This is a genomic window from Janthinobacterium sp. DSP2-3-3, assembly GCF_049897325.1.
Lineage (GTDB): Bacteria > Pseudomonadota > Gammaproteobacteria > Burkholderiales > Burkholderiaceae_D > Janthinobacterium.
Genome location: NZ_JAFCWA010000002.1, coordinates 488,429 through 511,857, shown reverse-complemented (window position 1 = coordinate 511,857; position 23,429 = coordinate 488,429). Strand labels below are relative to the sequence as shown.

General features: G+C 62.3%; 23 protein-coding genes. 12 read left to right on the top strand and 11 right to left on the bottom strand.

Going from position 1 to position 23,429, the window contains the following annotated elements:
- Nucleotides 1-11: 11 nt before the first annotated feature.
- Nucleotides 12-2,540, bottom strand: coding sequence for a TonB-dependent receptor (locus ACP7DE_RS06355; protein WP_426071287.1), 2,529 nt, complete (start codon nt 2,538-2,540; stop codon nt 12-14).
- 316 nt (nt 2,541-2,856) lie between these two features.
- On the opposite strand from ACP7DE_RS06355, the gene ACP7DE_RS06350 reads away from it, so the two are divergent.
- From ACP7DE_RS06350 to ACP7DE_RS06325, 6 genes are all read left to right on the top strand, one after another.
- Nucleotides 2,857-3,765 carry a GGDEF domain-containing protein gene (locus ACP7DE_RS06350; protein ID WP_426071286.1) on the top strand — a complete coding sequence of 303 codons (909 nt, stop codon included), beginning with the start codon at nt 2,857-2,859 and terminating at the stop codon, nt 3,763-3,765.
- A complete protein-coding gene (locus tag ACP7DE_RS06345) occupies nt 3,765-4,790 on the top strand; it encodes an AraC family transcriptional regulator (protein WP_426071285.1) in 1,026 nt (341 codons plus the stop codon). Before ACP7DE_RS06350 ends, ACP7DE_RS06345 begins: the two co-directional genes overlap by 1 nt.
- A 263-nt stretch (nt 4,791-5,053) precedes the next feature.
- Nucleotides 5,054-6,448, top strand: coding sequence for a class I SAM-dependent methyltransferase (locus ACP7DE_RS06340; protein WP_426071284.1), 1,395 nt, complete (start codon nt 5,054-5,056; stop codon nt 6,446-6,448).
- On the top strand, nt 6,448-7,791 hold the full coding sequence (locus ACP7DE_RS06335) for a sensor histidine kinase (protein ID WP_426071283.1): 1,344 nt from the start codon (nt 6,448-6,450) through the stop codon (nt 7,789-7,791). Before ACP7DE_RS06340 ends, ACP7DE_RS06335 begins: the two co-directional genes overlap by 1 nt.
- Before the next feature lies 1 nt (nt 7,792).
- Nucleotides 7,793-8,890: a hybrid sensor histidine kinase/response regulator gene (locus ACP7DE_RS06330; protein WP_426071282.1), complete on the top strand. Its 1,098-nt coding sequence runs from the start codon at nt 7,793-7,795 to the stop codon at nt 8,888-8,890.
- A complete protein-coding gene (locus ACP7DE_RS06325) occupies nt 8,883-9,896 on the top strand; it encodes a response regulator (protein ID WP_426071281.1) in 1,014 nt (337 codons plus the stop codon). The genes ACP7DE_RS06330 and ACP7DE_RS06325 overlap by 8 nt, the downstream gene beginning before the upstream one ends.
- Nucleotides 9,897-9,954: 58 nt before the next feature.
- Here the strand turns inward: ACP7DE_RS06325 and ACP7DE_RS06320 are convergent, their stop codons facing one another.
- Nucleotides 9,955-10,482, bottom strand: a complete 528-nt coding sequence (locus ACP7DE_RS06320; RefSeq protein WP_426071280.1) for an SRPBCC family protein — start codon at nt 10,480-10,482, stop codon at nt 9,955-9,957.
- A gap of 237 nt (nt 10,483-10,719) precedes the next feature.
- Between ACP7DE_RS06320 and ACP7DE_RS06315 the strand changes: the two genes are divergently transcribed.
- Both ACP7DE_RS06315 and ACP7DE_RS06310 read left to right on the top strand, forming a co-directional pair.
- On the top strand, nt 10,720-11,505 hold the full coding sequence (locus ACP7DE_RS06315; RefSeq protein ID WP_426071279.1) for a DNA/RNA non-specific endonuclease: 786 nt from the start codon (nt 10,720-10,722) through the stop codon (nt 11,503-11,505).
- 21 nt (nt 11,506-11,526) lie between these two features.
- Nucleotides 11,527-11,781: a hypothetical protein gene (locus tag ACP7DE_RS06310; protein ID WP_426071278.1), complete on the top strand. Its 255-nt coding sequence runs from the start codon at nt 11,527-11,529 to the stop codon at nt 11,779-11,781.
- Nucleotides 11,782-11,812: 31 nt separating this feature from the next.
- Here the strand turns inward: ACP7DE_RS06310 and ACP7DE_RS06305 are convergent, their stop codons facing one another.
- From ACP7DE_RS06305 to ACP7DE_RS06265, 9 genes are all read right to left on the bottom strand, one after another.
- The gene (locus ACP7DE_RS06305) at nt 11,813-12,211 is read right to left on the bottom strand and encodes a hypothetical protein (RefSeq protein ID WP_426071277.1); all 399 of its coding nucleotides are present in this window, start codon (nt 12,209-12,211) and stop codon (nt 11,813-11,815) included.
- Between the two features lie 81 nt (nt 12,212-12,292).
- A complete protein-coding gene (locus ACP7DE_RS06300) occupies nt 12,293-12,532 on the bottom strand; it encodes a hypothetical protein (RefSeq protein WP_426071276.1) in 240 nt (79 codons plus the stop codon).
- 11 nt (nt 12,533-12,543) lie between these two features.
- Nucleotides 12,544-12,954, bottom strand: coding sequence for a hypothetical protein (locus ACP7DE_RS06295; RefSeq protein WP_426071275.1), 411 nt, complete (start codon nt 12,952-12,954; stop codon nt 12,544-12,546).
- A 277-nt stretch (nt 12,955-13,231) separates the two neighbouring features.
- The gene (locus ACP7DE_RS06290) at nt 13,232-14,215 is read right to left on the bottom strand and encodes a M16 family metallopeptidase (RefSeq protein ID WP_426071274.1); all 984 of its coding nucleotides are present in this window, start codon (nt 14,213-14,215) and stop codon (nt 13,232-13,234) included.
- 67 nt (nt 14,216-14,282) lie between these two features.
- A complete protein-coding gene (locus tag ACP7DE_RS06285) occupies nt 14,283-16,103 on the bottom strand; it encodes an insulinase family protein (protein WP_426071273.1) in 1,821 nt (606 codons plus the stop codon).
- A 121-nt stretch (nt 16,104-16,224) separates the two neighbouring features.
- Nucleotides 16,225-16,557 carry a type II toxin-antitoxin system RelE/ParE family toxin gene (locus ACP7DE_RS06280; protein ID WP_426071272.1) on the bottom strand — a complete coding sequence of 111 codons (333 nt, stop codon included), beginning with the start codon at nt 16,555-16,557 and terminating at the stop codon, nt 16,225-16,227.
- Nucleotide 16,558: 1 nt separating this feature from the next.
- Entirely contained in the window at nt 16,559-16,846 is a 288-nt protein-coding gene (locus ACP7DE_RS06275) for a type II toxin-antitoxin system Phd/YefM family antitoxin (RefSeq protein WP_426071271.1), read from the bottom strand.
- Nucleotides 16,847-16,929: 83 nt separating this feature from the next.
- Nucleotides 16,930-17,916 (bottom strand): sensor domain-containing diguanylate cyclase, encoded by a 987-nt coding sequence (locus tag ACP7DE_RS06270; RefSeq protein ID WP_426071270.1) that lies wholly within the window; start codon nt 17,914-17,916, stop codon nt 16,930-16,932.
- A gap of 89 nt (nt 17,917-18,005) precedes the next feature.
- A complete protein-coding gene (locus ACP7DE_RS06265) occupies nt 18,006-18,908 on the bottom strand; it encodes a sensor histidine kinase (RefSeq protein ID WP_426071269.1) in 903 nt (300 codons plus the stop codon).
- Between the two features lie 289 nt (nt 18,909-19,197).
- Here ACP7DE_RS06265 and queE point away from each other — a divergent pair, with 289 nt between their 5' ends.
- The 4 genes from queE (at nt 19,198) to ACP7DE_RS06245 (ending at nt 23,390) form a co-directional block, all read left to right on the top strand.
- Nucleotides 19,198-19,833 carry a 7-carboxy-7-deazaguanine synthase gene (gene queE / locus ACP7DE_RS06260; protein ID WP_426071268.1) on the top strand — a complete coding sequence of 212 codons (636 nt, stop codon included), beginning with the start codon at nt 19,198-19,200 and terminating at the stop codon, nt 19,831-19,833.
- Nucleotides 19,834-19,842: 9 nt separating this feature from the next.
- A complete protein-coding gene (queD, locus tag ACP7DE_RS06255; protein WP_035819191.1) occupies nt 19,843-20,289 on the top strand; it encodes a 6-carboxytetrahydropterin synthase QueD in 447 nt (148 codons plus the stop codon).
- Nucleotides 20,282-20,791 carry a tRNA adenosine(34) deaminase TadA gene (gene tadA / locus ACP7DE_RS06250; RefSeq protein ID WP_426071267.1) on the top strand — a complete coding sequence of 170 codons (510 nt, stop codon included), beginning with the start codon at nt 20,282-20,284 and terminating at the stop codon, nt 20,789-20,791. Before queD ends, tadA begins: the two co-directional genes overlap by 8 nt.
- A 253-nt stretch (nt 20,792-21,044) precedes the next feature.
- Nucleotides 21,045-23,390, top strand: coding sequence for a TonB-dependent hemoglobin/transferrin/lactoferrin family receptor (locus ACP7DE_RS06245; RefSeq protein WP_426071266.1), 2,346 nt, complete (start codon nt 21,045-21,047; stop codon nt 23,388-23,390).
- Nucleotides 23,391-23,429 lie beyond the last annotated feature (39 nt).

Here is a 23,429-nt window from a genome sequence, read left to right as displayed (position 1 = left end):
TGACATCATCATCAGAAGGCGCTGGCTTTCAGGCTCACTTTAAAAGTGCGGCCATATTGTTCGTTTTGCACGTTGAACTGCTTCGTGCCTTGATACACATAGTATTTTTCGTTGTTCAGGTTGGCCGCCTCGAACATCAGCTGGAAGTGCTTGCTGATCTGGTACGACAGCGAGAAATCGAGCTGCTTCTGGCTGGCGACGATATGGTCCTGGCTTTGGTCGAGGATGTCGCCGCCCATTTCCAGCAGGTAGGGCGACTTGTAGTTGAGGGCCAGGCGGGCGCTCACAGGCCCTGTTTCATAGCCCAGCATCAAGTTCATCACCTGGTTTGACTGGCCCGGCAGGCGGATGTCGCGCTTGAGCTGCTTGTTCGTCGCCTTGTCGAAGCGGCCGATGTGCGCGCTCGAGGTGCTCAGGGTGCCATTCACGCCGACGAGGAACTTGTTGAACGGCGCCGGCAGCATGCGCAGCGGCTGCATGTAAGCCAGTTCGATGCCTTTTACTTTGGCCGCGTCGCCGTTCGCATACGAGGTGGCCGTCGTGTAGCCAGTCCATTGACCCGTGCCAGCCAGGTTGGTCGTGTACGTAAAATTCTTGATGTCCTTGTAGAATCCATACGCGGACATCACGCCGTCATTGCCCAGCACGCGCTCGATGCCCAGGTCGAGGTTGTTCGCCTTCAGCGGTTTCAAGTCCGGGTTGCCGATCACGGCTTCCGTATTGCTGGCCAGGCTGATGCCTGGTGCCAGCTGGCTGAAGTTGGCGCGCACCACGGCTTGCGTCCAGGCGGCCCGCACGCTGGTTTTTTGATCCAGGTCATAACGGGTTTGCAAGTTCGGCAGCCAGTTGGTGTACGAGCGTTCGCGCGTCAAGGGCGTGGCCAACCCTGCGCTGTCCACCTGCGAGCCGGCCGCTTCAAAGCTCGTGCGTTCGGCGCGCACACCGCCGAGGATGTGCCAGGCGCCGAAGTCATAGCTGTTCTGCACATACATGGCGTTGATGTCTTCATGCATGCGGTAGTCGTTGATGATGGACTCGGTGGCCAGGCGCGCCTTGGCGCGGTCCAGGCCCGCCACGCGGGCGCGGACCAGGGCCGGGTCCAGCGCCACGCCGATGTTGCCCAGGTCGTAGTCGAGGGTGTGACCTTGCACGAAGTTGCTCATCGACGTGGAACCGGCGCCCCAGTAATTGCCGCTCGACGCCTTGCTGCTGTTGTACGCCCATTGATCCGTGTCATTGGTTTTTTCGCGGCGGCTGACTTTTGCGCCGAATTTCAGGGTGGCGATGTCGAACTTGCGCGCCAGGTCGATGCGCGCGTGGTGTTCATTATCCTTCGAGTAACGCTTTTGCAGGGTGATGGCGTTGAGCGCGTAATTGGCCGGGTCGTACAGTGAGGCGGGGCCGCTCAATTTCGGCTCCTGCGTGTCCGTGAAACTGATGCCGGCGAAATTGCTGGTGCCACGGAAACGGCCATCGTTCAGCGATTCCGGCGTGTCCTCCGTGGCGCGGCTCATGCCGCCTTTCACGTCCAGGGTCCAGTCACCCGATTTCTGCTGCGTGCCCAGCACGAGCGAGCGTATTTGCTGCGTGTACTTGCGCTGGCGTATGCGGCGCTCGGCACGCGCGCTGGCCGTTGCTCCTTCGGCCAGGCTGCCGCCCGCGATATTGCTGATGGTCAGGCGGTCGCGTACTTCATTGTCGGAAAATTCGCTGACGAACGAACGCAAAAACCAGCTGTTGCCAGCTTCCGGGCGGTAATCGAGGTTGACGGCCAGGGCGCCGCGCTTGCGCACGGGCAGGTAGTCGCGCAATTCCAGGCCCGATAATTTGCCTTTGCTCCAGGCGCCGCCCGTTTCCACGTCATCGGAGCCGAACGAGCGCTTTTCCGCGCTCAGGCCGGCAGCCACGCCCAGCTTGCCGTCGAGGAAGCGCTGGGCCCACAGGGCGCCGCCGCTGGGGCTGGTCTTGCCCGTCTTTTCATCATGGCTGGCGCCCACGTTAGCCGACAGCAGCTTGCCCGGCAAGTCGAAGGCGGACAGCGATTTGACTTCGATGGTGGCGCCCAGCGAGTTGGCGTCCATTTCCGGAAGTAAAGTCTTCGACACTTCCAGCGTGCGGATCAGGCCCGCAGGCAGGATGTCCAGCGCTACAGCGCGGCGGCCCGCTTCCGGTGACGGCACCAGCGCGCCGTTGATGGTGACGGCGTTCAGGTCCGGGCCCAGGCCGCGCACCGTGATGTAGCGGCCTTCGCCCTGGTCGCGCTGCACGGACACGCCCGGCAAGCGGGCCAGCGCCTCGGCCGCGTTCTTGTCCGGCAAGCCGCCGATATCGTCGCTGCTGATGACGCTGATGATGTTGTCGGCTTTCTCTTGCGCGGCGATGGCGTTGCGCAGGCTGGCGCGCTGGCCGCTGACGATGACGGTGGCGGCCGGCTGGCCGTCCGCATCTTGCGCTTGCGCATGGCTTTGACCGCTGAAGACGGCCATGATGGCCAGGGCCAGCGCTGTCGGGCGCAGCGGGGAGGGGAAGGAAGTGTGCATGGTTTTCATGAAGAGCTCGGTTAGGGAGGAGGGAACCGGGCGGATTCTAGGCAGCAAATATGACGGTTGCGTGACAGGCAAGGGCTTGCCACCTTGAAAACAACGGCATGCGAACGCTTTCCGGCCAGAAATGAAGCGTGGTGAGCTGAAATGACCTGTCATCGCAGGGCGCATCGGGCACGGCATGCCGTATTTGCAGGATGGTCATTAGTAATGCTGAGCCGTTTGCACCTGCCGCAAGGGCGTGGGGCATGTCATCGTGGCGTCATGGGCGGGCGCTATCGTGGCGACAGCACCACTTTTAAAGGTTTCCCACATGCTGCCGTTGCACCGTAACAGCCTGATTGCCGCCGCGCTGGCTTTGCCCCTGTTCTTTTTCCTGTACGCCACACTGGGGCACGTTAAACCGTTCGCCATCTGGAAGTGGATGGATATCGTCTGCGAAGGCGGCACGGCCGTCATGGCGGGCATCTGGTTCTTGTTTACCCTTAGCAGCCGTCCGCGCGGACGGGTGACGAGTCTGATCGCCGGCGGTCTGTGCGCCATCATGCTGGGTTCCTGGGCAGATTGCCTCGATGAATTCTTTGCCATCGATAAAAGTGCTGTGTGGGATAACTGGCTGGAAGCCTTGATTCCATTTGGCATGCTGGTATTGACGATCGGCATGTATTACTGGCGCCAGGAACAGTTTCGGCTGAACGAGCACCTGCAAAAGCGCGAACGCCTGTTCCGCGACCACCGCGCCTTCGACCGCATCACGCAGCTGGCCGACGCCAGCTATCTGCGCACGCAGATGCGTCTGGAACAGGAACGCCGGCCCGGCCTCGACTGTGCGCTGGTCTTGCTCGACATCGACAGCTTTCACCTGATTAACCGCGAATACGGCCACCGCGAAGGCGACCGCGTGCTGCAAGCCGTGGGCCACATGCTGCTGTTGAACTTGCGCAATGACGATTTGCTGTGCCGCTATGCGGGCGACCGCTTCGCCGTGCTGATGCCGGGCGTGTCGCGCGAGAATGCGGCCGTGAAGGCGCGCCATCTGTGCACCATGGTGGGGCAGATGCGCCACCACGCCAACGACAACCGCGAAATCCGCCTGAGCCTGCGGCATGCCTGCTCGCTCACCGATGGCGTGCCGGAAGTGGTGCTGGCCGAGCTGAGCCGGGCCGTGGAGACACCGGGCCGGAGTGCCGGTCCCAGGGCCGGCACCGCCGCGCCTGCCTGATGCCATTGAACCAGCAAGGCGACCCCAGCATCGCGGCCCATCACCAGCCGGCGCTGGTGCTCGACTACGCGCGCAGCCGCGAGCTGGCTGTGGCGCCGCTGCTTAAGGGCACGGGCCTCGATGGCGGCGCGCTGCCATCCGCGGAAAGCCAGGTCAGCGCCGCGCAATACCTGCAATTGCTGGCCAATGTGGCGCGCGGCCTGGACAGCGCCGACACCAGCTTCATGCTGGGCCAGCAAATGTTGCCCGGCCATTACGGCGCCGCCAGCCATGCCTTGCTGCAGGCGCAGAATTTGCGCCAGGCCTTGACCATCCTGTGCGATTTTCATACCTTGCTGTGTCCGCTGTTGCAACCGCGTTTGCGCGAGGCGGGCGACATGTACGTGCTGTACTGGACGGACGCGTTCGGCGCGCCGAGCCAGCTGCCTTTTCTGGTGGAAATGCACATGACGGCGCTGGCCGCCATGTGTCGCTGGCTGGCCGGCGAAGCGCTGCCGTGGCGCTTCTGCTTCAACCGCGCGCGGCCCCGTCATGTCGAGCAGCATGAAGTGCACCTGGGCCAGGCGCTGCGTTTCGATTGCCAGGTCGACGCCATGCTCATCGATTCCAGCTGGCTCGACAAGCCCTGGCCGCGCGGCAATGCCACGGCGGCCGCGCTGGCCTTGCGGGCGGCGGCCCTGGCGCCCGTGCCCGCCGCCAGCCTGCTCGGTGCGCTGTACGACTATTTGCTGGCGAATATCCGCTGCGCCCCGACCCTGGAACGCACGGCGCAGGAGTTTGGCGTCAGTCCCGCCACGTTCAAGCGCCACCTGGCGCGCCATGGCACGCATTTCCAGGCCGAGCTGGACCAGGTGCGCGCGCACAAGGCCATCTACCTGTTCCAGGCGCATGGCTACGACAACGATGCCGTGGCCGCCTACCTCGGCTTTCATGATGCCACCAACTTTCGCCGCTCGTTCAAGCGCTGGACGGGGCAAACGCCGCAGCTGTTGCGTCACGCGTTGGCCCTGTTCGTGGCTGGATGAACGGCGGCGTTGCGCGCCAGCGCCACAGACAGTCGTTCCAGAGGGAACAATTGCCCGTTCTGCTACATCCATAGTACACTCGTCCAGAGAGCGAACAGATGCGCTTTGAGGCGCTCCGGCACGGCGTCGCGCGACGCCGCAATACCGCCATATCGATGGCGGGCCGGCGGCAGATGACTGGTATGCCGTGCCTTAACCCAGCCTGGAAACTGGCGTGCCCAGTGTGGTGCGCCGGAAACCGGGCAACTTGATAATGCTCAATCGTGTATTCACAATCGCAGATCGATCCAGTCGTCAGTTTCCGTAACACCCAAGGTGAGGCGGTGCGCGGCACGATTTTCAACTTGCAGCGCAATTCGCTGGTCATGGAAATCTACAATCCCTACTCGATTGTGCAGGTCAGCGAGGTGCTCAATGACTTGACGGTGCGCATGGGAACGAAGAACGCCTATGTGGGCAAGGCCGTCGTCATCAGCAGCGTCAACACGGGCCTGACCGCCATCGTTTCCGTGACCCTGATCGACGAGTGGCGCGAGCTGAGCGACGTGGTAGTGGTCAAGGGCGCCGTGGCGAAAGAGTCCAGCGCCTTTGTGGCCGGCTGGGGCGAGCGCTTCCGCATCCGCCGCGACTATCAGATTGTCGTCAACGAAATGCGCGCTTTTTTGTCGGAAGTGGCGCGCTGGGTCGAGCAGGTCGACTTGTCCGATTCGCTGCCCAAGGAAAACGGCCGCCTGCGCGCCGATATTTTCGACGAGCTGGCCTTGCCGCTGATGGAGCAAACCCAGCTGTACTTGCGCCAGCTCGAGGTGGAAGCGTCTCTTGTCGAGGAAGAGCGGGCGCCGGCCCACCGCGCATTTGCCCAGGCGGCGCTGCACCCGCTGATCCTGCGCGCGCCGTTCGTCTTCCGCACGTTTACCAAGCCGCTCGGCTATGCGGGCGATTACCAGATGGTCAACCAGTTGCTGGACGATCCGCGCCAGGGGCCGAGCACCTACTTTCAAATCGTCAATGCGGCTTTTTTGCAGGCGGCCGTGGCCACGGCGCACCGCAACCGTATCGATATCCTGACGGAATTCCTGGCGCAAAAGGCGGCCGCGGCGCGGGTTGCCGGGCGCGTCTTCAAGGTGCTCAATGTGGGCTGCGGCCCGGCCATCGAGGTGCAGCGTTTTCTCGAGACCTGCCTTGACGCGCAATGGCTGGCCTTCGAGCTGGTCGACTTCAGCGCCGAGACGCTGGACTGGACGCGCGCACGCCTGACCACCATCATGCAGCGCACGGGACGCGTGGTGGAAATCGATTATGTGCACGACTCCGTGCACAACCTGCTCAAGCGCCGCCACGGCTCTGGCACCGCGGGCTTGCCCGGCAGTTTTGACGCCGTGTATTGCGCCGGCCTGTTCGATTACCTGTCCGACAAGGTCTGCGCGCGCCTGTTGATGCACTTTGCCTCGCGCGTGGGGCCGGGCGGACGTTTGCTCGTCACCAATGTGCACGCCAACAATCCGGGCAAGTTCGGCATGGAGCATTTGCTGGAGTGGCATTTGATCTATCGCAATGAAGAGGGCTTGTCGGCCTTGCTGCCCGAGCACGCAATGGATCCCTTGATCTATGTCGACGCCACGGGCGTGAATGTGTTTGCGGAAGTGAGCATTCCTTGATGGATACTCCAGGCTTGCACGCCGGCTACTCGGCCGTTTTGCGCGACTTCCGCCTGGAATTCAGCCGCGGCGGTGCCTACACGGGCATCGTGCTGATCCTGCTGGGCATGGGTCTCGATTCGGCCCTGTATCCGGACAAGCAGTCGGCGTTTACCAGTGTGCGTATCCTTGTGTCGGCGCTGATCTTTTGCGTCGTGCTGGCCATGCGCACGCGCTGGGCGCAAGATCGCATCCAGGGCCTGACCTTTGTGTGGCTGATCCTGCCGCAAATCATGATCGCCTGGATGATCGCCGTCACGGAAGGCGCCACCTCGATCTATTATGTGGGCATGACCCTGGCCATCTACTCGTCGGGCATCGTGCTGGCCTTCGGCTTGTGGCAAAACATGGTCTTCGGCGCCATCTCCTGCCTGCTGTACGTGGCTGCCTGCGCCTGGCATGCGGGCGGCTTCGACTTGTCGGGCACGTTCGTCGTCAACTGCCTGTTCCTCATCATGTCGGCCAGCATCAGCGCCGTATTTACCTATTTCAACGAGCGCGCCCGCTTCATGCTGTTCCAGCTGAAGGCGGAAGTGGCGCAAAAGAACACGCAGCTGGAAGAAACCAACAAGAGCCTGGCCGATATCAAGGGGCAGATGCTGCAGCAAGAGAAAATGGCCGCCATCGGCACCCTGGCCGCCGGCATGCTGCATGAAGTGAACAATCCCGTGAATTTTTGCATGATGGCCATCGAGGTGGCCATCGAAGACCCGGCCGCCCAGCAAAGTGCGCTGGTGAGTGAATGCCTGGCCGACGCCAAGCAGGGCATGCTGCGGGTACAGCACATCGTGTCCGACTTGAAGACCTTTGCCTACCGCAAGAGCGGCAACCAGCTGGAAACGGGGCATTTCCAGTTCCGCAGCGCGCTCGATGCGGCCATCCGCCTGGTGGGGCATGAAACGAAGAATGTCAGCATCAGCCACGACTTGCCGGTCGACACCCTGGTGCGCGGCGACGAGGCGGCCATCGTGGGCGTGCTGATCAACTTGCTGGGCAATGCCGTGCTGTCCATGCGCAAGGCTAATGCGCCGCCGTTCGAGATCCGCATCACGGCCCGCTGGGATGAAAACCGCCTGCGCATCAGTGTGCGCGACAATGGCCCCGGCATCGCCCCGGAAAACCTGGCGCGCGTGTTCGAGCCGTTCTTCACCACGCGTGAAGTGGGGCAGGGGCTGGGCTTGGGCCTGAGTATCAGCTATGGCGTGATCGAGCGCCACGGCGGCACCCTGAGCGCGGAAAGCGAGCTGGGCGTGTGGGCCAGCATGAATTTCGACTTGCAGCGCTCCGACTGGGAGGGCCGTTAACATGGATAACGATAGCCGCGCCAGCGTGCTGTACGTGGATGACGAAGCGCTGGCCTGCAAGTATTTCGAGCGCGCCCTCGGCCAGCGCTACCGGGTGCTGACGGCGCAGAGCGTCGATGCGGCGCTCGCTGTGCTGGCAGACAATGGCGCCCAGGTCGACGTGCTCGTTACCGATTACCGCATGCCGGACCGCCTGGGCAGCGAGCTGCTGCAGGAAGTGGCGCAGCGCTATCCGCACATCGTCTGCATGCTGGTCACCGCGTATGCGGACAAGGACGTGCTGCTGGAACTGATCAACGGCGGTTCGCTGTTCCGTCTGCTGGAAAAGCCGCTCGACTTGCCCGCCATGCAAACGGCGCTGCAGCTGGCCGTGCAAACGGGACGCGAGCGCGCCGCGCGCCGCCAGGGCCTGGTGGCGATGGAAGAATCGCTGGCCTTCCTCGCGCATGAATTGAACACGCCGCTGGCGGCCATCGCCAATTTTGCGCGCGGCATCGCGCGGCGCGCGCAGGCGGACGCCGCAGCACAGGCCGAGATCGGCGAAGCGGCCACCTTGATGCACGACAATGCGCGTTATTGTTTGTCCGTGCTGGCCAGCTTTGTCGACACGGTGCGTCTGGCCAGTGCCGGGCCGGGCATGCAGCGCGGACGCAGCGCCGGCAGCGCGCGCCAATTGCTGGCCGCCTTGCTCGACAGCTACCCCTTGAGCACGGCACAGCGCGCCGCCATCACGCTCGAACAGGGCGAAGATTTCGCCATTGCCGAGTCGCCCAACTGTGTCGCGCTGATTTTGTCGTCCGTGCTGGCGAATGCCTTGCGCTCGGCCGGCGAGCAAGCCCATCCGGCGATCGGCATCCGCATCGATGCCGGCCGCATCACGGTGCGCGACAACGGCGCCGGCATCGCCCCCGAGATAGTCGAACAGTTGTTGATCGACCCCGTCAGTGCCAGCGGCAACGAAGGCAATGGCTGGGGCATGGTGTTTTGCCACCGCATGATGCAATCGTTTGGCGGCAACCTCGATATCGCCACCGAGTTTGGCAGTTCCACCACGGTAACCCTGAATTTTCCAGTACATATAAGGAACGAGCATGATTGACGCCAATCTGCGTTTGCCGGCTCAGCGTGAGCCGGCCCAAGGCTTGCCGACGATACTCTATGTCGATGACGAGGCCAACGCCCTCAAATATTTCCAGCGCGCCATCGCGCCGCTGGCCGACGTACTGACGGCTACCTCGGTCGAGGAGGGCAAGCGCATCCTCGACGAGCAGTCCGACCGCATCGCCGTGCTGGTGTCGGACCAGCGCATGCCCGGCGCCTACGGCAATGAGTTGCTGTCTTACGCCTGGGACCGCTATCCACACATCGTGCGCATCCTGACCACGGCGTATTCCGAACTGGAGCACACGGTGGAAGCCGTCAACCAGGGGCAGATTCATCGCTACATCCAGAAGCCGTGGGATATCGCGGCGCTGCGCATGGAATTGAAACAGGCACTGGAACTGGCGCGGCTGCGCAATGAACACGCCCAGTTGCTGCGCGAAAAGCTGATGGTGCGCCAGCGGCAAGCCGTCGCCAACCGCATCGGCACCCTGTACGCCTTGTGCGCCAGCCTGGCCGGTCCGGAACAGCAGTTGCCCGTGGAAGCGTATTTGTCGGCGGCCTTGACGGCCGGCGTCACGCCGCCCGAGCCGGACTGGCTGTTGATGGATTATGCCGACCTGGTCAGTTCGGAAGCCTTCCGCGGCACGGCCTTTGCGGCCGCCGTGCGCCAGCAACTCGACACGCTCGAGCGCGAACATCCGGGGCGTGGCGTGGAGCAAGCCATCGACATGCTGTTGCCCGTGTTTGGCGCGGCACTGCAAAACCAGGGCGGCACGGCGCTGTTCCTCGATGGCCGCCTGCTGACGGAATTCCTGGAAACGCCGACCACCACGCCTGTTTCCGCCATCCATTCGTTCTGGCTGGCCAGCCTGCTGTGGCTGGCGCGGCGCGGCTGGTCCTTGCAGCTGAGTAAGACAGAAATGGGCTTGCAGGGCAAGGTGGTGCAGGCTGAACCGGCGCTCACGCCGGACCACTTGGCCGCCTGGATCGAGCAGTTTTGACGGGGCACTCACTGAAACAGGGCCGCGCTGACCCTGTATGTGGTGGCGGTGAGCGGGCTTAGCGCTCCGCCGCCGCCTTCAGGTTGTTCAAGCCTTTTTCAAAATCCTTGCCGATCATCCTGTCCATGCTGACGAAGACCGTCATGACCTTGCTGACGTAAGGGCTGGGACCGGTCATGGTCCAGTTCACCTTGGTGCTGTCGCCTTCGGGAGTCATGCTGAAGGTGGTGGTGTTATGGCTTTCGAACGGTTTGAGGAAGTCCAGCTTGATGACGGTGCGCTCGGGCTGAGCCGCTTCCGTGATTTCCATGCGGCCGGCGCCCACCTTGTCATTGCCTTGCCACGCATACTGCGCGCCCAGGCCATGGTCCGGGCCCGCAAAGGTGCGGCGCATGGCCGGATCGAGCTTTTCCCACGGCGACCAGGCGGCCCAGTAATGGAAGTCGGTGATCAGGGCGGCGATTTTTTCGGGCGGCGCCTTGATGGTGATTTCGCGCTGGACACTGAAGGTGTCGGGCTTGGTGGTGGCATAGCCGAGGATGGCGGCGACGACGACAACGATCAGCAGCAGGGTTTTTTTGATCATATGCTCTCCAAATCTTGAATGGTCGATGCGAACAAATCAAGGCAATCTTAGCAGATATGAATGGCTGTGCGCAGCCTGTTGGCCTTTATTTGCGCCAGCTCTGCGCAGGGCCGCCTGCACGCCCGCCTGCACGCCAGTTCGCCATCGCGCACTGGCGCGCACGCCAGGTTTGTGCAGGTTTGTGGTGAGGGCCGGCGTCCGCTAGAATGCTGGCCTGCAAAGATTTCAGAGGGAAATATGATTCAACGATCGATCGCCAGGCTGACCCTGGCGTGCGGCCTGCTGGCTTCCGTCTTGGCCGCCAACCTGGCGCATGCCGATGCCTGTCCTGCCCATTACGTCGATGGCCGCAAGCCAGAAATCACCAACCCCAAGCTGGACGTGGCGACCAAAGAGCTGTGCTACAACGTTTTTGGCGTGATGCATTCGGGTATTACGCGTACGCCACTGTGGTCGGCGGAACATTTGACGGCGAACAACCTGGAAGCGGCGCAGGACTTGTCGCGCGAAAACTCCTTCCATGCCGAACGCAAGCTGCCCACCGCCCAGCGCGCCGAGCTGGCCGATTATGCGCGCAGCGGCTTCGACCGTGGCCATATGGCGCCCAACGGCGACATGCCGGACCGCCAGAGCCAGCGCGACAGCTTTACCCTGGCCAACATGGTGCCGCAGGATGCGCGCAACAACCGCTATGTGTGGGCCGGTATCGAAGGCGCCGTGCGCAAGATGGCCAAGAAAGAGGGCGACCTGTACGTGATCACGGGGCCGGCTTTCATAGGCGGCAACTTGCGCAAAGTGGGTCGGGTGATCGTGCCCAGCCACCTGTACAAGGCCGTGTACAGCCCGCGCCAGCGCGCCGGCGCCGCCTACTTCATTGAAAACGTCGATACCAAGACGTATGAAGTGCTGAGCATTGCGCAACTGGAAGACAGGATCGGCATCGATCTGTTACCGTCGCTGACGCGCCAGCAAAAACTGCGCATGCTGAGTTTGCCCAAGGTGAAGAGCAAGTCCAAGAAATAAGACCGTCAAAAAGGAAATCCCATGTGCGCAAAGAAATTCGTCCCGTATGCCAATGAAAGCGATGTGCTGGACATTGGCAATCTGAGCATCGAAAACAGGATCGACCGCATCAGCATCAGCGGCGACATCGACCTGACCCTGGACAAGCCGGGCCTGGCTCTGGCGAAACAGCTGCAAAAACTGCTGGGCGACGTGGTGGCGCAGTTGGAAAAGCAGGAACTGCCCGATCAGTTGCCGCCGCCCGAGGTGACGTCGGTGGCCAATCCCTTCGAGTGACGTTGGCCATGGCCTGGCCGCTTCAATATCGTCAGGCCAGGCCGGGGAGCCGCTTGAGTTCGGCCAGCAGCAAATCCCAATGCCAGATCTGCTCGGCAATGTACGATGCGCCGCCCGGCCCCGGGCGCAGCATGACTTCGGTTGCCACGCCTTTTGCCATGAGCTCGCGTTGCGCCCACTGCATTACGCGGCGCTGTCCCGTCAGCCGGCTGCGACGTTCAGGCGACAGCAGTGCCAGGGCGTGGGGCAAGCGACAAGCCAGAATTTGCCACAGCCGGATGACCGCTGCTTTGTCTGTCCGCTCAAAGGCGGGTTCAAGCACGTAGGCCTGGCCGGCCGCGTCGCGGATGTCATATTTATCCTGCAGATAGTTACTGACACGGTTTCCGCTCACAACGGTCTCGATCTTGCCCGACAGGACGTCAAGCAAGCATGCATTGACGCCGACGTAGCAATACTCGCTGCGGCCAGAACCGTCATATCATTGCTTGTGCAGTGTCAGCGCTGATCATCATTTTCGCTGGCCCCGTGACCATTGCAGATAATGTAGCGCAATCGCGATGCCGCTCATGCCGATGGCCCAGTTCCGCAGTTGCCGCAGCGACGGCCCCATTTGAACGGCGTACGGTGACATGTATTTATAGAAAAACATCTGCACCAGGTACAGGGCGAATGCGGTGGCCAGGATGCTGGCCCTGGCCAGGCGTCCCGGCGTCTTGCCCAGCCACTCCGCCATAAAAATGATCGGCAAGGCAATAGAGATCAGCTTGTTGCCGGATAGATCTCGGTAATGCCCAATACAATCGCATTCAGGCACCAGTAGGCATAGATGGCAGCGATGATGTACAGGTACGCGCCGATGCGCCGCCGGCCGCCAGGGCTGGGGCGGGGCAGTTTCGCTGATGCAAAGTAAAGCCGGGCATCCTCGCGGTACAGCAGGTAGACGATGGCTGCGAATGCCAGTACGGCAAACAGCAGTTGCTGGGCGTGGCTTCCCTGTGTCTGTGATTCGACGGCGATCATGTAGCCCATGCTTAGCGTGCCGACAATGACGTAGGCCAGGCGCGCCCAGCGCTGCGCGCAGAGCAGGCCTGCGGCAATGAAAAAGTCGGCATATCCGCCAGCTTCAAGCAGTTGCCATTGCACGCTTCCTGACAGGAAGGTGCCGGACAACGGGGCCTCGGCATGCGGCCAGACAGCAGGAGGTAAGTGATCGTGTTGCCCATGTTCATGAGCAGCATATAGGCGATCACGGTCACGCTTGCGGGACGCCGGCGCCGCATATTATTGTCCGCGGGCAAGATTGGCGGGAGTGTCTGCGGTCGTGGGGAGTTGAGTACTTCGGATGTCATGCGGATGGACTCGTTAAGAATCTGCTGCGGCAGGGCGCGCGCGTGGCGCGGAATCCCATCCGACCACCGGCATCGGATGGGGCTGATACAGCGCCGGCTTACTTGGCGAACGCCTGCGTCGCTGGCGTCACGGTGACGGCTTCCGGCTTGATGTGCAACTTCATCGCGCCGATGACCTTGTCTTCATCGAGCAGCGCCTGTGGCTTGTTGCCGTCGTACTTGATGGGCGAAAAGGCATCGCTGACGAGCTTATCCTTCAAGCCGGTCGCATCCTTGGCAACGATCACCACGGACAGATTCTTCGCCGACAAATGCTGTTTGATGGCACGGTTGACGTCGGCTACCGTCAGCTTGGCCAAGCCGTCGCGCATCAGCTTGGTGAACTCGGGTGTGCCATACCATTGCGAATCGAGCGCATAGCCCAGTTGCTGGTCTTGCGTCGAGGTCATGACGAAGACGTTTTTCATCAGATAGTCGCGCGTGGTGGCGAAATCGTCTTGCGTCAAGCCGTTGTCGATGAGCTTGCCCAATTCCGTCAGGGCCACGCGCAGGGCGAAGTGGGCGTTGTCCGGCGCCACGGGGCGTATCCAGATTTCGAACAGCTGCGCCTTGCGGCCCAGGTTCGGGTTCGGGAAGAACTGAACCATGCCGCGCGGGAAGGCTTCGATGTACGCGTAATCGCCATAGTTCATGCCGCGGATTTCACGGATGCGCTGGTACAGATAGGAATTCGAGGCGCGGTGCTCGCCCAGCCAGGTTTTCGCCAGCCACAGGGCGGGGAAGTCCGGATGCGTGCGCGTCACGTCGAGCGGCAGGCCGAAGGAAATCGCCGTGGCGCGCGTGTTTTTCTCAAGGATTTCCACTTCCAGTCCCTGCGCCTTGCGGCCCAAGGGTTTCACGGTGGCCGGCAAGCCGGGGCCGGCCGGCAAGCTTGCCAGCGCTTGCGTCAGCGAGACCGTCATGGCGTCGGACACATCGCCGGAAATGCCCACCTTGACGGCGCCTTGCGCATACGCGTTCTGCCAGAACTGTTTCACGTCATCCAGGGTGATGGCGTCGATGCCGGCCACCGTGCCCAGCACCGGGTGGCCGTACGACGTGCCCGCGTAGACATTGGTTTGCAGGCGTTCCTTGGCGAACTCTTCTTCGTTATTTCAGGTCCAGCAGCAGCGCGTTCTTTTGCGCATCCTTCAAGCGGCGGAAGTCGTCCTCGCGGAAGCCGGGCGAGAGCAGCAGGGGCAGGGCGATGGCGTTGAACTGGGTCCAGTTATCCCTGTGGATGGAAGCCGTAAACGTCGTCATTTCCTTGTCCGTCTGCTGGGAAAAGCTGCCGGCCAGCGGGAACAGTGCCTGGTTGACCTCGTCGATCTTGCGCTCGGACGAACCGCCCGAGGCCACCATGGCCGCCGTCAGTGCGGCCAGGCCTTCCTTGCCTTTGGGGTCGTGCGCGGAACCGGCCGTCAACAGCAGCTTGTAGCGGATTTGCGGCAGCGCGGATTTTTGCACCAGCACGTCGAACTTGGCGTTCGAAGCGGCCGGCAGCAGGCTGGCCAGCTTCGGCGTGGTGGCGATGGCGGCTGCCATCGGCTGGTGTGACAGGGTGGTCACCACCAGGCCGTCGTCCGTCAGATATTTGCGCGCGGCCGCCTGCAGGTCGGCCGGCGTGAGCGTATCGATCAGGCGGTAGTACTGGTTGATGGTGGCATACGAGCGGTCGAAATGCACGAAGGACGCCAGGGTGCCGGCGATCTGCTCTGTGTTATCCAGCGAGCGGATCAGGCCGTATTTTTCGGCCGATTTGGCGTCCGCCAAGTCTTTTTCGCTAACTAGCCTGTCGCGCAGCTGCGCCACGGTGGCCAGGATGGCGTCGCGCACGTAGACGGCATCATCGATGTTTTTCACGCGCGCGCCGAGCACGGCCAGGGTCGGGTCGACGCGGTCCGGCGTCATCTCGAACAATTGATCGACCTTTTGCTCGCTCTGCACCAAACGCTTGTACAGCGCCGAAGTGCGGCCGAACGACAGCGACAGCAAGGTCGCCAGCGCGGCTTGGTCTTTGTCTTTCACGGAAAACGCGGGCGCGTGGAAGCCCACGGCCACCCACGGCAGGGTCGGCGTAGGCCAGGCCACATGCTTGTAGACGGGGCCGCGCGGCGCGGGTTCCATGGGCACGGCCGCCTGCTGCTTGCCGCGCTGCCATTGACTCCAGTATTTTTCCACCAGCGCGATGGCTTGCTGCGGCTCCACGTCGCCGGCGATGATGATGGTGGTGCGCTCGGGACGGTACCAGCGGTCGAAGAAGATCTTCGAGTATGCGTACTGGTTCGGCATGTCTTCGATGTCCTGGATGAAACCCATCGTCGTGTGCTTGTAGGTATGCGTGGTGTAGGCGCTGTCGCGCATCACTTCGAACAGTTTCGAGACGGGATTGGCGCTGTTCTTGTTGTATTCACCCAGCACGGCCCGCGATTCCGTCTTGAACGCATCTTCCGCGTAATCGAGGTGCTGGAAGCGGTCCGCCTCCACTTTCAGCACGGTTTCCAGGTCTTGTTTGGCAAACGTGGTGTGGTAATTGGTCAAATCGTCGCTGGTATAGGCATTCTGGCGCGCGCCGGCCCGGGTGATGACTTCCTGGTATTTCTCGGGCGGATAGGTCTTGGTGCCACGAAACATCATGTGCTCGAAAAAGTGCGCGAAACCGGATTTGCCCGGCTCGACTTCATTGCGCGAGCCTGTCTGCACGGGAATTTGCAGCGAGACCAGGTTGGGGAAGCCGGTCGGCACGATGATGATTTTCAGACCGTTGGCCAGGGTCTTTTCCGTGGCCTTGAACGGCAGCAAATCGGCCTCGTTAGCGACGGCGCTGTGGGCGGCTAGCGGTTTGACGGGCGCGGCGGCCAGGTTCGACGACGCCATGGCCGACAGGGCGAGGGCGAGAGCGGGGATGAATGTGGGTAGTAATGCGGGCATGACTCTTGACACGAAGGCTCCTTCTTTTTTGGATGTTATGAAAGTGCAACGCCGCAGCATAGAATATTCGTGCCGCCCTGCATAGGGGCAGGAGGCTTTCGGGCAGGTGCTGCGGGGTGGATCAAAAGTCGGGCCGCAGGATGCGTGCCGTCAGGTGGGTCAGGAAGTCGCGCCGGGTGGGCAGGAACATGCGGATATACACGATGTCGTGCGCCCGCTCATGGTGGTAGACGATGCGGATCTCTTCACACAGGCGTTGCCGCACATCCATGCCGACTTCGCGGGCGGCCTCGACGGGCGTACCGCTGTCGGGGAAAGCTTTGAGAGCCGTCAATAGCTGCCGGAAAGCCGAGAGGAACTGCGCATGGGCGGCGGCCGTATGGTGCGCCTTGAAGTTGCTGCGTAATTCCTCGAAATCGGCTTGCGCGCTTTTCAGTACGATGATGCGCGCCATCTCAATCCTGGTCGAGGCTGGCCAGGAAATCTTCTTCGGACACCACGTCGCCGCGCGCGATTTCCTGGTTGCCCATGGCGATCAGCTTCATGAACGCATGCTGTTCCTGCATCTGCCGCGCTTGCTGCTTGCCTTCCTGATACGCGTGCATGGACAGCACCACCATCTTCGCTTCGCCATTTTGCGTGATGATGATGGGCTCGTCCTGGCCCGCGTCAAAGCTGTTGACGATCTCCGTCGTATTGGCCTTGAGATAGGAAATCGGCTTGATGCGTTCCTTGAGGTTCATGGCGGCTCCGAATGCGAAAAAACTGTGATAGGACTAAATATACACCAAATTTGGTCGTGTCGCGTGTAGCTGGCACTTGTTCATTACGTGAGCGTGGTTTCCGGCAGGCTGATGCGGTTGCGGCCCAGGTGCTTGGCGCGGTACAGGGCGCAGTCGGCCGTGTGGATCAGCTGCCCCGGTTCCGTGCCGGGGCCGGGCAGGGCCGTGGCGGCGCCGATGCTGACGGTGACGCAGGCACCGTCCGGGCGCTTGCGCGGCAATTGCAGCCGCTCTACGCGCTGGCGGATGCGTTCGGCCACGATGGCCGCGCCCTTGAGCGACTGGTTCGGCAAGATGACGGCAAACTCTTCGCCGCCATAGCGGGCCACCATGTCGTTCGCGCGCATTTCGCTGGCCACGGCGCCGGCCACCTTGCGCAGGCACAGGTCGCCGCCCTGGTGGCCGTGGCTGTCGTTGTATTCCTTGAAATTGTCGACATCGACCATCAGCAGCGACAGGGGCTGGCCCTGCCGCTGGGCGCGCTGCCACTCGGCCAGGAGGGTGTCGTCGAAGCAGCGCCGGTTCGCCAGGCCCGTCAGGCCATCGCGCGTGGCCAGGCGTTGCAGTTCCACTTGCGCACGCTTTTCATCGGTCATGTCGCGCAGGGTTTCGACCACGGCGATCAGTTCTTCGCCATTGCCGTAGATGGGACTGGCATCGACGGCCAGGTAGCGCCGCCGCCCAGTGCGCGGCATGTCGCACCAGTTTTCCGCGCACAGATTGCTGCCCGTGCTGCTACGGTATTGCTGCTGTGCATGCAAGGCGCGCATATCGCCGTCGCGTCCGGCCAGCAGCAGGTCGGCCAGGGTGGGGCGCTCGTCGTTGTAAAAGCAGCGGCCCGGCACCTGCGTGCCCAGTACTTCGGCCGCCGGCACGCCCGTCAGTTGCTCACAGGCGCGGTTCCAGATCATGACCCGGCCATGCACATCGAGGACAAAGGTGGGCACCACCAGCAACTCCATCATCTTGACGGCGAAGCCCTGGGCTGCATCGCAGGGCGATACGCTGGCATGTGCATGGCTATCCGGCATGTATGCATCCTTCTTGGGCGTGAATGGGGGCTGGCTCGTTGGTCATGATGCAGCGTGGAGTAGCGATGGTGTTGATATTGGGCAATATTTCAGCGATGGACCATCGCCTCCTCGCGGCAGCCTGGCAGGGGCAGCGACAGGTGCAAGGTGGTGCCGGCGCCGCTGTGGCTGTCGACGTGCAGGCTGCCGCCGGCGCCAGCCACGCGCTCGTGCATGCCGGACAGGCCGCAACCGAGACGTGGTGGCGAACCCGACAGCCCGACGCCGTCGTCGCTGATACGGCAAGTCAGGGTGGCGCCCACTTGCTGCAGGCACAGCTGGACATGCGTGGCGCGCGCATGGCGGGCGATATTGGCCAGCGCTTCCTGCAGCGCGTGGTACAGCAGAGAGCCGTGCGCTTGGCCGGCGGCGGCGTCGAGCCGGTAATCGCAGCGGCAGTCGATGCCCGTGCTGCGCTGGAAGTCCGCCAGCAAGCCGTCGCACGCCGCTTGCAGGCCGGCATCGAGGGCGGGTGGGCGCAGGTCGTGGATGACGCGGCGCAGCGCCGCGATGCTGAGGTCGACATTGCGCGTCATCACGGCCAGTTGCCGCGCCAGTTGGGGTGTCGCTCCAGGCGTGCTGGCCTGCAGCATGGACAGGTCGATTTTCAGGGTCAGCAAATGCTGGCCCAGGTCGTCGTGGATGTCGCGCCCGATGCGCAAGCGTTCCTGCTCGCGCGCCTTGCGCTGGCCGCTGGCCAGGCGCGTCTGCTCGGCGTCCACGCGCAGTTGATCCAGCGCCTGCAGGCGCGGCGCCAGCCGGTGCCGACGCCACATCAGCAGCAGCGCCAGCGCGCCCGGCAGGAGGGCGCAGGCCGTCATCAGGGACCAGGGCAGGCTGGCTTGCGCCAGTGGTCCGGCGGCATGAGCTGCATATAGGGTGGCGAGTGCGCCGGCTGCCAGGCAGGCCGGAATGCTCAGGCGGTACGGCAGGCGTATCCAGCGTTGCAGCATATCCTTGCTCCCTAAATGTTTTCCAACGGGCAATGTTCTTACAGAAAATATATTAACTTTGGCTTATTTATATTGTCTCAACGCAAAAGCTACGCAGTTATGTCTGCCGCTGTGGCTTTCTTGCCTGTTGACGCTGCGGCGCCAGGTGGCGGCCACGGCATTTGCACGGAAAGTGTCGCGGCGGCATATAATAGAGGGTTGTCAATCGGCTTTTGCGGTGCCGGCGCTGTGCGCCGGCACCGCTGCGTACGCCCTGCGCGAGGACGCCAGCCAGCTCTTAGGAAACACAGTGACTTATAGCATCAAAGAGATTTTTTACACCCTGCAGGGCGAAGGTGCGCACGCGGGCCGTCCGGCCGTGTTTTGCCGCTTTTCAGGCTGCAACCTGTGGACGGGCCGTGAAAGCGACCGCGCCACGGCCGTGTGCCAGTTCTGCGACACGGACTTCGTCGGCACGGACGGCGAACTGGGCGGCAAGTTCAAGACGCCCCAGGAACTGGCCGCGCTGATCGACAGCCTGTGGCCAGCCAGTTACGCACCCAGCAAATACGTGGTATTTACGGGTGGCGAGCCCTTGCTGCAACTGGACACGGCCTTGATAGCCGCCATGCATGCGGTGGGCTTTACCATCGCCATTGAAACCAACGGCACCTTGCCCGTGCCAGCCGGCGTGGACTGGATCTGCGTCAGCCCGAAGATGGGTTCCACGTTGGTCGTGCACAAAGGCAATGAAATCAAGGTCGTCATCCCCCAGTTCCAGCAAGACCTGGCCGCCTACGAAGGGCTCGATTTCGAGAACTTTTTCGTGCAGGCGATGGATGGCCCCCTGGCCGCACACAACATGCAGCTGGCTATCGAAACGTGCAAAAGCAACCCGAAGTGGAAGCTGAGCCTGCAAACCCATAAACTCTTGCAAATACCTTAATAAAATAATATGCTGACTATCACACGCAAGCTCGAATTCGACGCGGGCCACCGCATTCCCGACCATAAAAGCCAGTGCCGCAACTTGCACGGCCACCGCTACACGGTGGAAATTACCTTGGTCGGCAAGGTCATCGAAGCCGAAGGCAATTCCGACAATGGCATGATCATGGACTTTTCCGACGTGAAAACCCTGGCCAAGCAGCATCTGGTCGATGTGTGGGACCACGCCTTCCTCGTGTATGAAAAGGATACGGCCGTGCGCGACTTCCTGGCCAGTCTGCCCGACCATAAAACCGTGGTAATCGACCGCATCCCGACCGTGGAAAACCTGGCGCGCATCGCCTTCGAGATCTTGAAAGCGGCGTTTACCGACCATTTCGGCACCGGCTTGCACCTGCATAAGCTGGTGTTACATGAAACGCCGAATTGCTGGGCAGAAGTGACCGATGACTGAAGTGCACGATAGCGCGCGCGACGCGCGCTACATGCAACTGGCCCTGGAGCAGGCCCAGCACGCCTGGGACCTGGGCGAAGTGCCCGTCGGCGCCGTCGTCGTCAAGGATGGCGAAGTCATCGCCGTGGGCTACAACCAGCCCATCGGCCGCCGCGACCCCACGGCGCACGCGGAAGTGATGGCCTTGCGCGCGGCCGCCGAAAAGCTGGGCAACTACCGCTTGCCCGGCTGTGAGCTGTACGTGACGCTGGAACCGTGCGTGATGTGCTCGGGCGCCATGCTGCATGCGCGCCTGGCGCGCGTGGTGTACGGCGCGGGCGACCCGAAGACGGGCGCCTGCGGTTCCGTGCTGAATCTGTTCGAACAGCCGGCGCTGAACCACCAGACGGCGATCGCAGGGGGGGTGCTGGCCGACGAATGCGGCGCTTTCCTCAAGCGTTTCTTTGCCGAGCGACGCCGCGCGCAGGCGGAAACGCGCAAGCTGGCCAATCCGCAAGGTTGACACCAGTCCTGACACCAGTCCTGACAGAGAAGGGCCGCCATGGCCTTGCCCTGCATGCCAGCCATGCCATCCCTGCCAGCCATTCCGGCTGGCATTTTTGCAACTGTTGCGAAATAACATCTGTCTAGACTACTTTACATTCTCAAATGAGAATGATTCGTGTTACAGTATTGTTTTTCGCCAGCAATCTTCCCTGACGCATCGTCGTTGATCCGGGTTCAAGAGCCAGCCTTCACTCTTCCACCGGATCATCATGACTACAGTGCCTACGCAGCGCCTCGCTGCACCCGTCGTATCCCCGCGCCGTCATAACCTGGTGCTGCGCGCCGCTTTGCTGGGCCTGTTTGCCGCGCCGCTGTTGCCGCTGCATGCGCAAACCACCGCCATCAACGCGGGCATGGCCGCTCAGGAACCTGCCAAGCTGCCCGTCTTCCCTGAAATCGTCGTCAATGCCAAGCAGGATTACGAGCGCCGCGCCGGCACCAAGACCGTCATCGGCAGCGACGACCTGGAGCGCCGCAACGTGACGGACATGGGCGGCATCGTGCGCTACCAGAGCCTGATCAGCGCGCCGATGGCGGCCTCGGGCAGCGGCGGCGTGTGGGACGGCGCAGGCAATACGGGTTACAACATCCGTGGCCTGGAAGGCAACAGGGTCAGCCTGGAACTCGACGGCATTTCCCTGCCGGATGCGGCGCCGAAGCCGGATGGCACGACCCTCAATGCCTTCGGCACGGGCCGCGATTATTTCGATCCTGAAACTTTCCGCGAAGTGCGCATCGATTCGGGCACGACCTCCGTCAGCGGCGCCAATCCCGGCCTGGGCGGCGGCGTGGCCTTCATCACCAAGTCGCCCGAGGATTACCTGGGTGAAGGGCAGGACCATTACGTGGCCTATAAATACGGCCGCGCCACGGCCGACCGCAGCAATGCGCACACCCTGACAGGGGCCGCCAAGATCGGCGCCAGTCTGCAAGGGCTGGCCGTGTACGTGCACCGCGACGGCGAACAGACGGATACGCGCGGCAGCACCGCCGCCAATCCCGACGACTGGCATTCGAACGCCTTGCTGTCGAAGCTGGTATGGGCCTTGCCGGGCGAACAAAAGCTGGACTTGACGGTCGACATGTTCGAGCGCAAGAACAAGCGCGACCTCAACAATAAAGTCAACGCCATGTACCCGGACGGCGTGCAGCAGGATTCCACCACCAAGCGCACGCGCGTCAGCCTGGGCCATGATGTGGTGCTGAAGGATTTCGCCCTGTTCGACCGCCTGACCTCGAAAGTTTATCTGCAGAATGCAAAGACCGGGGACAAGACGAATGGCCGCTATGTGTATCGCGGCACTTTCTTGCGCGCCATCGATACCAGCTTTCAGAACGATAGCATCGGCCTGACGTCGGAAGCCTCCAAGCAGTTCAACGCGGATAACGCGCTGCTGTATGGCGTGCAGCTGGAACAGGGGAAATCGCGCCGTCCTTGGGTGGAGGACCGCATGGCGGTCGCCACGGGCGCGCACCAGATCACGCGCAAGAACCGCATGGCCGACATGGACAGCACCAAACTGGCGCTGTATGTGCGCGACGACTACAGTTTCAATATGGCCGGCAAGAAGGCGGTCCTGACGCCTGGCTTGCGCGCCGATTACCGCAAGAATGCGCCGAAAAACCTGCAAAACTATGTGATCGCCGTGCCGAATGCGGCCAAGGAAGTGCGCAAGGAAAGCGATAGCTATTTCACGCCTAGCCTGAGCCTGTCCGTGGAAGTACTGCCGCAAATCAATGCCTATGCCACTTTTACCCGCGGCACGCGCCTGCCGACGCCCGCCGAACGCACGGGCACCTACGATTCCTTCAGCTACACGAGCTCGAATGGCTATGCCATCCTGGGTAATGCCAATTTACGCAAGGAAACCAGCAAGGCCTACGAGCTGGGCTTGAGGGGCGATGTCGTCAAGGGCTTGAGCATGCATGCGTCCGTCTACCAGACGGAATACAGGGACATGATCGAGTATGTGATGCAGGAAGATGACCCGGTGAACTACCCCACCATCACCCAGGGCTTGTACCGTCCGGAAAATATCGGCAATGCGCGCACCTGGGGCGCCGAGCTGAGCCTGCACGCGGAACTGGGCACCTGGTTGCCCGCCATGCAGGGCTACCGCATCGACCTGGCCACCGGCGTGGCCAAAGGGCGTTCTTTCAATACCCTGACGGGCGAGAGCGGCGGACTGGCCTCGGTGGCGCCGGCCAAGACGGCGCTGACCTTCGGCTATGACCACAGCAACAAATTGTTCGGCCTGGAACTGACGGCCGTGCATGCCGGTGAAAAACAGGCGCCGAACGACTTGCTCATGGGCACGACCGCGCCGCGCTTCAAGGTGCCGTCCTACACCATCTTTGACTTGTCGACTTACTGGAACGTGCACAAGCACGCCAAGATCATCGTTGGCGTGTACAACTTGACGGATCGCAAGTACTGGGATTACGCCGCTGCGCGCAGCCTGGCCGCCGGCACCACGGTGGCCAGCCGCGCGGAGATCGAGCGCTACGCCAAGCCGGGCCGCAACGTCGCCGCCAGCCTCAGCGTCAACTATTGATTTTTACCGGGGAGGGGTGCTTGCCCCTCTTTTTTTCCA